The following is a 13,316-nucleotide window of genomic DNA, read 5'->3' on the forward strand; positions in this document are numbered from 1 at the left end:
CCGCTTTTCAAGCGTTAAATAGAGCAGGTGGCACGGGCTGTTTCTATGCAGGTAGTAGACTTATGAAGTGCGGGAAGAAGCATATCCGTAAGCAAATCAAGCAACTGTTCAAACGTTTGTTCTTCGAGTGCTTGGGCTTTCGACTGTACCTGTACCTGTTGCTGAAACTGCGCTTCGTTGCGGGGAAGCCTCCGCTGATCTCTTCTGGTCACTGTGAACCCTCCTTTTTTCTCCGGTGATGGCTAAATAAAGGGGGTTTACTCCGAATTCACACATGGAATTGATAAAATAGTGAGGAAACCAATCAAGAAAGTTAGTATGGTGAAGTTCACAAAGGGAAAAATGAACAAAACGGGGAATCAGCGTCGAAAATGACGATATTTGAGCAATTATTGAAAGCGCAATTATCTTTAATTTTACTTTATATGGTGTTTCTTCCTTTCCATCCGTCGAGAGCGGTAGATAGCGAGTCTGATTCGAATGCCGGGGGTAAACGATGATTCTTCACGTTGACCGAAAATTTACGTTCAGCCGAATTATGGCTTCACAACGGAATAGTGGGATAAGCGCTTCTCAGCACCCCAAAATTCCGAAATTCCAAAATTCGAGTGCGGTATCGGGTAAACGTTAAAGGCCACGTAGTGTGAACGTGGCCTTCGGAAGCTTATCGGTTTAGTAGTTCTATTGCTTTTGGATTCAGTCCGTACATCGTCGAGTCACGCCCGTTTCCATGCCGCTCCATGTGCTGTACGAGTAAATAGTTACGATCTACAAGCTCTTGTAAGTCCTTGTCCATATAAGTGACTTTGGCGTAACCTTTTCGTTTCAACAGGTTCCAGATATTCGTTGGCGTGAACCACTTGATTAGCGTGTCATTCCCCTGCGCTATAGCCAGTGCTTGAAGAATATACTTCTGCTTTTCGGCGTGAACGCCTTCGGAAGCTTGCCCGAACGCCTTTAGCGTATGTGCGTAAAGGTATTCCTCCAGCCGCACTGCCGCTTCTACCGTGGATGCAGCCACTTCTTCGGGCAGCTCCTCCTGATCAGCGTGTTCGGCCATGTGGAGTAGCCCGCCGATACGCATAACACGCCCGACAAGCTTACTCAGCCACGAGCGTAAATCGCTTGTAAGGTGGGTATCATCCCTAAGATAAGGTTGAACCTTCATGGACAAACGATCATATACTTCACCGGCCTCCTGCGAAAATCGTAAGGTCTGCGCTGGTTCATCCTCCTCGGAGAGCTTTCCTCGGACTTCATTCAAGACAAGTTCGGTTAGGTCGATCTTATTTCCACCGTGAGTCGCAGGCTTCCGATTCAATAAAAGAGTCACCATGCTATGGTACGTGGTTTCTACCTCACAGGGGATGCTCGCCCCTCGCGGAGTCATTTTCCCCGCCAGGGAGTCAGGTATCGCATATAGAAATCGAGCGAAAAGCCCTTGACCGTGTAAGGAACGATTTGATAAAACACCCTTAAGCTTATCATTCTGTACCATCAATCCAATAGAAATAGCGGGAGAATCCAGATAGATGGAACCGCCATTCTTTCGGTCGTAGGCGTAGTATTCACAGTCAAATCCCTTCAAGTATATGTCTACGTTGGTTTTTTTATCGGCGTAAAGTCCAGATGCAATGTCCAGTATATTACTCTCCGGGCCCAGTATCCCTATCCTATTTTGATTTTCGGACAACACCTGTATTAGTTTCTCGGCTGTTATATCTTGCTTAATGAGCGCAGGTGGAAATAACTCTTTCGTTTCATCCAGACTTTGTTGAATCTCCACCAACCTAGATTGCGTATCTGCAGTACCCGTTTTGATACGTTTTAGTTCATTGGCGTACTGATCTTTGAGATTTTCAATATGAACTTTACGCTTCGCAATAACACTTGCCATCTCCTTTCGTAATTGTTTTTCGTAAGTTTGGATTGGTTCGACCATTTTTTTGAATACTGGCGATTTTCGCGCCCCCGAAGGTAATGCGGTTATCGTGTATAGACAGAGTGGCTCTACATAGCCCGGATAAATCTCCACGTTAAAGCGTCGTTGTACAGCTACAGCTAGAACGGACAGGGCCATCATGGCGGGCGCGTCAACGGGTGTTTGTACGAAGTTCGCCACACCACCTACGTAATCACGCAGCCACTTCGGAAAGATATCGAGTGGGAACGTAGGGATGGAATAAGCCTCGAAAGGTGCGATTTCGGGGTATTCGTCACCCTCGCTGTTATGATTATCAGGTTCCACCCCCACCTCGTTCTGAGTCTGTCTTGAGCGTTTGGAATACTTCTCCACCTGACCGTCCATTGCGTTGGTAATAACCCTGTCCTGGTAGTCCGCACGACTCTCCCATTTATCCCGTTTCCCTAAAGCGCTGGCGCTAAATAGGCAGCGGATTTGCTCCGTGTCACTGCTGTAAAAGGCAAGCTTGCTGGCGAAAGCAAAGTCGGCCTCACTGTGGCTCCGGTATCCCAGCCCTTCATTCCATCCCTGCTCGTAGAGCATTCGCCACTTGGCTCCTTGTGGCTCCCGGAATAGCTTTTCAAGGATTACGGTATCCGACAGTGCGTTTAGCCGATCTTCACCGTTTTTTATCACAGACGGCTTATTGGCATAGTCACGCTTGGCTGGCTCAGGAAACACCTGCGTATACAGCTTGTTCAAATCGCTTTGCCGCTCCATGACTTCCAGTGGCTCCCCGAAAACGTTGCCAGTGACCACGAAGAAGCGCTGGGAATCGTACATTTCGATTTTGTCCTTGCGGTTTTTTTTGCCCGGAATCGTTCCTTTCACGATAATGTGGAAGCCTGTACCCGACACGCTAAATTCCGTATAGGAATCCATACCCCTAATGATATCTTCGGCCCAAGATTCGATTGCGCCCGTGTCCGGGTCAATGCATTTATCCAGATCAATGCCGGTCAGCCCACCTCCCTCTTTGAAGACGAAGCCGATACCGTCGAATTGCCCGGCAGAGCTATTGAGAATCGTATCGGTAGCTTCTTTGAAGCTCATGTGATTTTGAACGTCGTTAGCATTACAAAGTGCCCCGTGGATATTACAAGGCACTTTCGTCGCCTTTCCTTCGCGGTTTTTTACTTGCCACAAAACCCATTGGTTTAGTCTCCGCATGGAGTCCGGTACGTTGTTGTAATCATCATTCATTTTTAATTTCTCCCTTCAATTTAGCGATAAGATTGGGAAGGGGATAAAAGCCCGGTATTTCCCCTACCCACGGCTAAATAAAGGGGGGGAGTAGAAGAATTCACACTGGAAACTCGATCACTGACATGGGAAATACAGGAATAAACAGGTGGAATTCAATGATAAAATTTTTTTATCACAAATTCATTATATGATCTTCACGTATGAAAACAATCCAAAGGGATGTACAGATGGCAGCAACACATTAAATTTAGGAAATTTGGAATTATGGTCTCCAAAATGCCTGTCATCCCGCTTGTAAGTGGGAGAGCCAAAATTTCGGTTCACAGGAATTTAGGCTGAGATTGCTCGTTCATGCCGTGTGCTTCACATGGAGAATAGGCAGATTGGGAGGAAGGTTTAGTAACCAGCGAAAGCAAAAGCCCCACCAGCGATAGTCGGGACGCTAATCGTCCTTCGTAACGCAAGTGGGGACAGAGAGAGCAGGTGTGTCATACTGCCATTCTCATCCATCGACAGGTAATTGCTTGAGTGGAGTTGATAACGAGCTATCTAGTTGAATTTCAACAGCGTAGCCCATACAGGTTACGAGCCAAAAGAGAGAACTGCGTATCTGAAACGTTCGAATTGAACGTGGAAGCGGGATTATAGCGTTCAGCAGCCGAGAAGTCGGTGTGATGTATTGAATTCAGTTTTGGCTCCAGTGTAAAACGAATATTAACGTAACAATGAGTTGGATTGTCAACAGTAAATCAGACAACTTTTTTAAGGGCTTCTTGTCGATATTGAACAGGCGTCATATAGTCTAAGGTTCCATGGATGCGATGCTTGTTGAACCAGTTGACGTAATCGTATAATTCCAATTCCAGATGGCGAAGGCTCTGGAAGTTCATCTGGTTCACAAACTCTGTTTTCATGATCTTGTAAGTGGCTTCAGCCACAGCGTTGTCGTAAGGACAGCCTTTCATACTTAGCGATCGACCGATTTCAAACGTCTCCAAGAGCTCATCCATCTTTTGATTTTTGAACTCGCTGCCACGGTCGGTATGAAACCATTGAATCTGGTGTAGATCACTCTTAACGGTTGCGAAGGCACGGGTAATCAGGACAGCGTCCTTGTTCGGACCTGCACTATGACCAATAATTTCGCGATTAAACAGATCTACTAGCACACAAATGTAATGCCATCGGTTCTGGACGTTCACATACGTCAAATCACTGACGACAAAGCGTTTAGCTTCCGTTTGCTCAAACTCTCTCTTTAGAACATTGGTCGTTGTCGCTTCGTTACAGGACGATTTATGGGGCTTATATTGTGCCACCGTGTAAGTGGAAACGAGCCCTTGCTCTTTCATGATGCGGCCAATGCGGCGTCTGGAGACGATGAACCCGCGCTCGTAAAGCTTCACTTTGATCTTGCGTGTACCGTAGGCTTTTCGGTTCTTGAGAAAGATATCCACAATAGCTTCGGTGACATCATCTTCAGTGGCTCGTTCTTGGGCGTCATAATAAAATGTACTTCTTGCGATTTGCAGGACGTCGCACAGTGCTGATACCGAGTATTTATCACGGTTGTTCTGGATGATAGCTACTTTCGTCCCATGATCAGCGCGGCTTGCTTTAAAATATCCACCTCCATTTTCAGACGCTGGTTTTCTTTTCGCAAAGCCATCAATTCCTCTTCTTCTGCCGAGCGATTGTCCTTCTCTTTGAAGGAGCCCGTTGTCTGGGATTGGTGGATCCAGCGGTCTAAAGCAGATGCTGTGAGGTCATATTCCTCCACAATCGCTGCTCTGGTTTTTCCATTTTCATAGAGCTGCACCATTTGCTTTTTGAATTCCGTTGTAAACGTGCGTCGTTGTTGTTTAGGCATTGTAGAGATCCGCTCCTTAGTATGATAGGTTTATTCTACAAGCCCTTATTTTTTCTGTCCAGCTTAGTGTAGCCGATCCATTATGCTACGAAGATGTGGACAAAACACGAAAGAATTGCTGCCCAAGCAAGAGCTTTTAAAGAAAATAGAGAGTACATACTCCCACTAATTTTAGATGACACTGAGATACCCGGTATCTTATCTACAGTTGGATATCTGGATATAAGAGAGGATTCAATAGACTATATTGTAGAAATGCTTAAGAAGAAATTAAGAGGAATTGATGAGCATTTCGTCTAACAATGTTATGGTGCTTATCCACTCTGTCTTTGATGCAATGGATAAACTGACATAAATAGTTGGATATACAAACTAACTAGACTAAGCGCTCCTCATCGGGGGTAGTGTATGGAAAGGAACTGGAAGAACAAGATGCGCAATAGTTTTGTACATCTTGTGGTCGGGTTACTGACAAGTGTAACCGCGGGTCTAATACTCATCCTTATCCAGAAGTTACTATGAGCGCATAACAAAGAAGAGGGGAAGCACGCTCCCTCTTCTTTGCGTTTCAGTTGTCCAAGCTCCAAATGAGGTAAAACCCCCCTGCAATTAATGATGAAAAAAATTTAATTTAATCGATTGTTATACGTTGAAAGTGCCCCAAAGGATAAGGCGTATATTCGGTAAAGTATTGGGCTTACTTAACTTGTTTACTTGCTTTGATTCTCAATCTCCAAGGCAAAAATAACTTTGCATAACACCATATTCAGGCCTTCTGTTATTTATGGTAAGATGTTAGGTGTGGATTACCATTTCTATTTCAATTAGTGGAGGCGCTTACTTATGGAGCAAGAATTGCAGCAAGAGGGATACTTTGGAGAGTTCGGGGGCAGCTTTGTCCCGCCAGAATTGCAGGAAGTGTTAAGCTATTTGAGTGAGCAATTTTACAAGTTTAGAGACGACCCAGAATATAAGGAAGAGCTTCGGTATTACCTGCGAGAATACGTTGGTCGCGAGAATCCGCTGACGTATGCGGAGCGGCTGACCAAAGCTTGGGGAGGGCCGAAAATTTACTTAAAGCGGGAGGATTTGAATCATACCGGAGCGCATAAGATCAACAATGCCATTGGCCAGATTCTGCTCGCTAAGCGGATGGGTGCCCAGCGGATTATCGCCGAGACCGGTGCCGGACAGCATGGTGTTGCTACGGCAACGGCTTGTGCCATGTTTAATATGGAATGTGTCATCTACATGGGAGCTGAGGATACGCGCCGGCAGGCGCTTAACGTGTTCCGAATGGAACTGCTCGGCGCGACTGTCGTACCGGTTCATAAAGGCCAAGGACGACTGAAGGACGCTGTAGATGAAGCGCTGGACGATCTAGTTCGCAATTATAAAAATACGTTTTATTTGCTGGGTTCCGCAGTGGGTCCGCATCCGTTTCCGACAATGGTCAAGCACTTTCAGGCGATTATTAGCGAGGAATCGAAGCTGCAGATTATGGAGAAAGAAGGCCGTTTGCCGGATGCGGTAGTGGCCTGCGTAGGCGGTGGCAGCAATGCGATTGGTGCATTCGCCCATTACATCGACGAGCCGACCGTGCGCTTGATCGGCGTTGAGCCCGATCAAGCACCATCCTTAACCCAGGGTGTCCCGAGCATCATTCACGGCTTCAAGTGCTTAGTGCTGCTGGACGAGGAAGGTCAGCCGAGGAAGACTTATTCGATCGCCGCGGGACTTGATTATCCGGGCATTGGGCCGGAGCATAGCCACTTGAAAGTGACGGAACGGGCTGAATATGCAACTGTCACCAATGAGGAAGTTCTGGAAGCCTTCCAGGAACTGTCCCGCACGGAGGGAATTATCCCTGCCCTTGAGAGCGCGCACGCGATTGCCTACGCGAAGAAGCTGGCGCCGACGATGAGTCAGGATCAAATTATTATCGTCAATCTGTCTGGCCGCGGGGATAAGGATGTCGAGCAAGTGTATCAAATGCTCAAATAAAATAACGGATGCATCACTTATTACAATATAGCAGAAACAGTTGTGTAAGACGGAAGGGCGTCCAATTGGGGCGCCCTTCGATTTTGCCTTAGATAGGTTACGTTGATCCCTACGACAAGTAGCGGCATGGTATTGGAGAAAATTCAGTAATAACCCGCCCGTTCTGCTTTTTCCCGCTTACTGACCCCTTTCCGTGATTGAACAATTATAGCTCATATGTTGAATATCATACCAAACCACCTGCATTATCGATTGCAAACAGTCTCATAGCCTATAAGATGATAGAACTCATGACTACCGCCAAAAACAATAGGTCACTTCAAATCTTTGAGTACGTAGAGGCAATATCGATGGTTTGTGACACTACGACGAACTTAATTTAGAAGAGACGCTGTTTTTATGTATATAGTGCCCGAAGAATAACATATAATGATAATTAGGTTATATAAGGCAGGGAACTTAGATGAGGGAACATTCTAGAGTAAATGAAGACGAGGTAGTTATTGATCCTAATAGACCCACAGCTGAATATATTGAGGCTGCACATAAGCAAAGGGAAAAGTTTCTGTATGCGATACAAGTGTGTGATCGGGATGTAGTTAAAGAATTTGAAAATGACTTATTTCAGAAGTTTAGAGATAAGCAGCTAAACATTTTGAATAGAATCCCGAATGATAAAATTCGATCTTATAAGAATATTCTATTGTCCCATAATACGCTCTACAGCTATTCTGCTGAAAAGGGAGGGTTGAGTGCATGGCAGACTCATTTTATTTCAGAGAAATATGCGATTATGATCGAGCACTCAGCAACGATTGCAGAGCTGGATCAGATTCATTCTAATATGGTCAAGGAGTACTCGGACCCAACGATACGAAGGTCTAACAGCGATAAAATGACCATTGCGGAGAAAGCAGAAAAATATATTGAAATGAATTTTGCTGAGGAGATTTCCATGGATGGAATAGCTGCTAAGCTACATGTTCATCCCTCACATCTAATGCGGGCTTTTAAAAAGGAAAAAGGGACAACCATTAGCTTTTATCGAAATCAGCGAAGATTAAAGGAAGCCAAGCAATTGATTCTTTACTCTAATTTATCCATTACAGAAGTATCCATTATTGTTGGCTTTAGCACCCCTCAATATTTTTCAACATTTTTTAAAGAGGTTGAAGGAGTAACCCCCGTAGAGTATAAAAAAGCTGAAAAAAAACAATATGAATAAAGTATTTTTGGCGTATGAATCTCATGCGCCTTTTTTGTTTGAGTTTATTATTTTGGAAAAAAATGGATGCAATTATAATATAAAAAAAGAGCAACTTTAGTGAAAATGTTTTAGTTGTTTTAATTGTATACTTTAAGCAGTAATTAAAGCGCTTACTCCTAAGGGGATTTTTACACAAAGTAAGGATATTCATTATTAACTATCTTCGCAAGAACTACAGAGGAGGGTCTACACATGAAAAAGTTTGGATTAAGAGACCAGGTTGGATATGCACTAGGAGATATCGGTGGAAGTTTTGTCAATTTATATATCGGTGGATTTTTCCTGATTTTTTGTACGTATGTTTTAGGTGTAAGCCCTTACTTTATGGGAACGTTATTTTTATTAGGGAAATTTTTTGATGCAGCCTGCAATGCGATCATGGGAACTATCCCAGACCGTTGGAAGCTTGGAAAGTCCGGTAATAAATTTCTTCCATACATTAGTATTTCAAAATGGATATTGGCAGCTTCCTGCTTATTATCATTTGCTGATGTATCCAACTGGGGATCTGCAGCAACCCATGTTTGGGTAGTGTTCATTTATTTGTTCTTCTGTGTTGCTTACACAGCCGATTCCATCCCTTATGGCTCATTAGCTTCTGTAATTACAAATGATCCTATTGAACGTACAAAATTATCTCGTGCCCGTGCAGTAGGCGGAATGATTGTCGGATTAGGGTTCTTATCCTTTGTTCCCATGTTTATCTATGATAGCTCTGGTGCTGTCATTTCTAAAGCATTCTTTCAGATTGCAATTGTGTTTAGTATTTTATCTGTTTTAGCTTACACAGGACTTGTACGATTAACAACAGAGCGTATACGGGACGATAAACCAGCGGGAAAAAACCTGGATTATAGCTTTAAGGATGCATTTAAAGTCGCGATCAAAAACAGGCCATTAATTGGAATGATGGTTGCATCCATTGGCTCCCTTCTGATCATCAATGGCGTAAACCAACTGGCTCCCATCGTTTTTGCTGAGCGCTACCATATGCCAGGGGCCTTTACCATTAACTCTTTTATTAACATTAGCATTACACTTGTATTATTTGTAATTATTCCCAAATTGGTTGCGAGGTTTAATAAAAGAAATTTAGTTATTGCAACCTCATTCTTTAGTTTAGCGGCGACGTTAATAATTACGCTGGTTACCGTTGAGAACGTATATGTGTTTATGACGTTATATAATGTAGCGACAGTAGGGTTGGCTGTATTTGTAATGGTTGTTTGGGCACTTGTAACGGATTGTATCGACTATGCTGAATTGCAAACAGGCAAGCATTATGAAGGGACACTTTATGCACTCTATTCATTCGCACGTAAGGTGGGTATGGGATTAGGAGCTGCCATTGGAAGCTATTCTTTGGGCTGGATCGGCTTCGTTTCAGGTGCACCATCACAAACACCTGGAGTAGCGAACAGCTTGTTGAAGATGTATACAGGTATTCCCGTGATTGCATTCTTATTGATAATAATCGGTATGGGCTTAATCTATAACCTGAATGCTAAGAAAACAAATGAAATGTATGCGGCATTAAAGGAAATGAGAGCCAAAAAGGCAGCTGTGTGATTCACAACAGTTCTTATTAAACAAAATGACAGGTGGGTATGAGATGCGAACTAGATTTCTTTCTAAAATGACCAATGAAGAGGTTGAACAATATTTAAACCATAATGATATCATTTATATTCCCGTTGGCGTCACCGAAACTCATGGGGCTTTACCATTAGACTCTGAAACGGTTTTAGCAGAGGCGATTGCTTTAAAAATGGCGGAAGCATCCGATGGACTTGTTTTGCACAACTTGCCTTATTTCTTCGCTGGTGGGACAATTGTCGGCAGAGGTACGATTCAAATGACTGTACGAGACGGAATGGCTTATCTGGATAAAATCGCAAAATCGTTATTGAATCAGGGATTTAGACGACAAATATATATGACAACTCATGGTCCAGCATATTTGACTGTCAGCGGTATGGTTCGTGATTTCTTTGATGAAACTAAGGTGCCGATTTTATATATGGATATATTAAAAGCCGCCGAATCAGTAAATTTGAATCTGATTGATGTATTCCACGATGTGACAATTGGGGCATATAAGGTTTTGGGCAGACTAGAAGATGTTCCATTAAATGTGCCGGAATCTTTATCTGTCACTTATGATGTTCAGCATATGTTATCTGGGATGAACCAGAATCCTGGCAATAGGTTAGGGAAGTATGCGTATCAATCTGGTGCCGTGGGCTCATATTTTCACGAACCTTCTAATCATATGGCAACACCGCTGCTGCAAACACCTGAAGAAAGAGAAAGATTCGCAGATTCGGGTGTTCAAGCGATACATGAGCTTGTTCGCGCATTGGATATGCCCGCTATCGTTGAATCCCTTCGACAGGCAGATATGTATACGAAGGAAACAATACTACCTAAATATGGGTCCCACTTACCCCATACTGCGAAATAACTTCTGCTATCGTTATATTCCTCCCAGCATGACAGTTCGTCCTACTCCCCAATTATTAAAAAAGTTCAATTTCATTAAAATGCAGAATCGTTAATGGAGCGTTTCAAGCCTGAAAGCTGTCGTCTCAATATGAGCGACAGCTTGTTGGTGTTCATATGAGCTTTTTAAGTGGCTTACTGACCGTAAACAGTTAATGCTTTAGCAAAGCAAAAGCCGAATCAGGTGCTTGTAACTGGATTTCGCTTATTACACATACAAGCATGATGGATTCTTGCAGGCGGCTTTGTCGAATGTCCCCCAAGTCCACGATGTCAATCCAACCAAGATCGTTAAGAAGAGACTTGACCTGATTTTTGGAATGTATTTCATTGCCTGAGATAAACATCGTTGGCATGCCTTCAATGAAGTTGGGATGAACCATTTTCTTATCACTGATCGTATTGAGGGTTTTAACGACATAACTGTTTGGTAACCACTCCTGAACCAACTCACCTGCTGAAGTACTATCGAATAGCAAGCGGGGAGCGTTGTCAAATTGAACAGCGTTACTTACATCAATTATAGTTTTGTTTTTCAGGTGCGCAGGGTCAATCTTTTCTAGTACTTCCCTCAAACATGACCAAGGAAGCGCTACAATGATAATATCAGCCAACTTGGCAGCAATATTAAAGGTAGTAATATCTCCATTATTCCCGACTTCATGCTTCCAAGCATAATATTTAGAATTTTTAGGATCGCGGCTGCTAATTAATACATGATGACCTGCATGAACTAATCCTTTGCTTAATGCTAACCCTACATTACCCGCCCCAAGGATTCCAATATTCATATCATCCTCTCCTCTCAATGATGTGATTATATGAGCTTTTTATTTTGCAGGCAATAAGGCACTTTTTAGTATCCAATAGTGGGATTGATATGATGTATAATTTAGTTAAAAACTTGAGGTGAAACAATGCCGGTCCAATTAAACGATTGCCCCGTTGAACTTGTCATTTCAATTATAGGTGGGAGATGGAAAATCCCCATATATCGGTATCTGTATAAAAATATGGAATCAGTACGTTATAGCGAACTGTTGCGTCATTTACCGTCGATTTCTAAAAAAATATTGACTGAGCAACTTCGGGAGCTTGAGGCTGACGGTATCATCGAAAGGAAAGTTTATTTAGAGACTCCGCCAAAAGTAGAATATTCGTTGACTTCCCGTGGACGTTCAATGATTGTATTTCTTAATAGCATGAGCGAGTGGGGCGAAAGGTACATCTATTCGGAAAAAAATAGTGTGCAGCATTCATTTGGGTGGTCCGCTCACAACAGCACACGTAAAAGACAAGCCATCGGAACATTTATGCAATCTTCCAGGAGGGGATCCTATTGCAGCAGCATTTTAACGATCTGATAAAGCAGGACGTAAAACCGTTTCTTGCCAAGCATGGCTTCGCCAAGAAAAGTTTGAATTTTAATAAGATAACAGGAAACCTCATCTACATGTTCAATTTCCAAAAATCCTCTGGCAATACAGCGGACAATGTAATGTTTTATGTGAACTGCGGTATTTATTCAGCAGAGTTGGCACAGATACAATCCAGAGAGATTCTGACAGCACCCCAAGAGTCAGAGTGTCACTTCAGAGCAAGAATTGGGGAAATTGTTGAATCCGTTCCAGATCGATTTTCTATCACTTCTGATACGAATAAGGAGGATTTAATACAAACGCTGCTAAGCGGATTAGAAGAGGTTATTCATTTCTATGATACGATGACCAGTGCCAGATCAATTGTTGATTATTACACTTCAGGTCCATTTTTACATCTGGGTGAAGAGAGCTTTCATTTGCTGTTACAATCCAATGATGTGGCAGCAGCACGACATTATTTGAAGGCTTTGCAGGAAAAACACGGAACAGAAAATCGATGGAGCATCTTTGAAAATAAATACAAGACCATTTTCAATAAATACGAAGTCGAATTTGAAAAGCTATAAGTCAGCATATGGAACGAGGCCGCCGATTACTTCGACGGTCTTATTTGTACATTAAAATAGTCCTTGAGCCAAACTACATGGTTTATCATATCCAAAAGGTGAACGTTTATATTGAATCATTGTTGGTATAATAGGGAGCTGCGTTTTTATAGGTCCTCGTTCTCCCTGGTTTTTAAAAATTTAATTTTTCCACTTACAATTTCTTTTATCCGTTGGAGTTCCTCGATTTCCTTTTCAACTTTAATTTGATAATTTTTAAGATATTCTCTTCTTTTTCTTAAACTGGTTGATTGTGCGCCAATAAACTCTGTTGTTCCTATCCCAATGCCTCTTAAGTATTTTACCAAAATAAGCCAATCAACATCTTCTTTGGAATACATTCGATAGTTATTAGTGTCCCTGCCAATACGCTGGAGAATTCCTATTTTCTCATAATACCGCAATGTATCCTTCGATAATCCCGTTAATTCAGTGGTTTGTTGAGTGGAATAATATAGTTCTTCGTCAGACATTTAAGTTCTCTCCTCTTGCTGTAGAGTTAACTCCACAGTTTATA

The 13,316-nt window shown here is 42.8% G+C and carries 11 protein-coding genes and 1 pseudogene; 7 read left to right on the top strand and 5 right to left on the bottom strand.

Annotation, left to right across the window (positions count from 1 at the left end; translation table 11 throughout):
• Positions 1–14 precede the first annotated feature (14 nt).
• The 3 genes from NST47_RS01685 to NST47_RS01695 form a co-directional block, all read right to left on the bottom strand.
• Positions 15–212: a hypothetical protein gene (locus NST47_RS01685; protein ID WP_341153661.1), complete on the bottom strand. Its 198-nt coding sequence runs from the start codon at positions 210–212 to the stop codon at positions 15–17.
• Positions 213–664: 452 nt separating this feature from the next.
• Positions 665–3,016 (bottom strand): phage NrS-1 polymerase family protein, encoded by a 2,352-nt coding sequence (locus tag NST47_RS01690; protein ID WP_341153662.1) that lies wholly within the window; start codon positions 3,014–3,016, stop codon positions 665–667.
• Between the two features lie 902 nt (positions 3,017–3,918).
• A protein-coding gene (locus NST47_RS01695) for an IS3 family transposase (RefSeq protein ID WP_341153663.1) occupies positions 3,919–5,039 on the bottom strand; the annotation gives its coding sequence in 2 pieces (ribosomal slippage) (positions 3,919–4,790 and positions 4,790–5,039; 1,122 coding nt in all).
• A gap of 93 nt (positions 5,040–5,132) precedes the next feature.
• Here NST47_RS01695 and NST47_RS01700 point away from each other — a divergent pair.
• The 5 genes from NST47_RS01700 (at position 5,133) to NST47_RS01720 (ending at position 10,774) form a co-directional block, all read left to right on the top strand.
• Positions 5,133–5,339, top strand: a complete 207-nt coding sequence (locus tag NST47_RS01700; protein WP_341153664.1) for a hypothetical protein — start codon at positions 5,133–5,135, stop codon at positions 5,337–5,339.
• Between the two features lie 543 nt (positions 5,340–5,882).
• Positions 5,883–7,043, top strand: coding sequence for a tryptophan synthase subunit beta (gene trpB, locus NST47_RS01705; RefSeq protein ID WP_341153665.1), 1,161 nt, complete (start codon positions 5,883–5,885; stop codon positions 7,041–7,043).
• A gap of 463 nt (positions 7,044–7,506) precedes the next feature.
• A complete protein-coding gene (locus NST47_RS01710) occupies positions 7,507–8,268 on the top strand; it encodes a helix-turn-helix transcriptional regulator (protein ID WP_341153666.1) in 762 nt (253 codons plus the stop codon).
• A 234-nt stretch (positions 8,269–8,502) separates the two neighbouring features.
• Positions 8,503–9,879 carry an MFS transporter gene (locus NST47_RS01715; RefSeq protein WP_341153667.1) on the top strand — a complete coding sequence of 459 codons (1,377 nt, stop codon included), beginning with the start codon at positions 8,503–8,505 and terminating at the stop codon, positions 9,877–9,879.
• A gap of 43 nt (positions 9,880–9,922) precedes the next feature.
• Positions 9,923–10,774, top strand: coding sequence for a creatininase family protein (locus tag NST47_RS01720; RefSeq protein WP_341153668.1), 852 nt, complete (start codon positions 9,923–9,925; stop codon positions 10,772–10,774).
• A gap of 190 nt (positions 10,775–10,964) precedes the next feature.
• Here the strand turns inward: NST47_RS01720 and NST47_RS01725 are convergent, their stop codons facing one another.
• Positions 10,965–11,603 carry an NADPH-dependent F420 reductase gene (locus NST47_RS01725; RefSeq protein ID WP_341153669.1) on the bottom strand — a complete coding sequence of 213 codons (639 nt, stop codon included), beginning with the start codon at positions 11,601–11,603 and terminating at the stop codon, positions 10,965–10,967.
• 126 nt (positions 11,604–11,729) lie between these two features.
• Between NST47_RS01725 and NST47_RS01730 the strand changes: the two are divergent.
• A pseudogene (locus NST47_RS01730) lies at positions 11,730–12,059 on the top strand (winged helix-turn-helix transcriptional regulator); the annotation flags it as partial.
• 92 nt (positions 12,060–12,151) lie between these two features.
• Positions 12,152–12,760, top strand: coding sequence for a DUF4304 domain-containing protein (locus NST47_RS01735; RefSeq protein ID WP_341153671.1), 609 nt, complete (start codon positions 12,152–12,154; stop codon positions 12,758–12,760).
• 146 nt (positions 12,761–12,906) lie between these two features.
• Here NST47_RS01735 and NST47_RS01740 read toward each other — a convergent pair whose 3' ends face one another.
• Positions 12,907–13,272: a MerR family transcriptional regulator gene (locus NST47_RS01740; RefSeq protein ID WP_341153672.1), complete on the bottom strand. Its 366-nt coding sequence runs from the start codon at positions 13,270–13,272 to the stop codon at positions 12,907–12,909.
• Positions 13,273–13,316: the final 44 nt, after the last annotated feature.

Origin of the sequence: Paenibacillus sp. FSL H8-0034 (assembly GCF_038000305.1) — a bacterium.
Taxonomy (GTDB): Bacteria; Bacillota; Bacilli; order Paenibacillales; family NBRC-103111; genus Paenibacillus_S.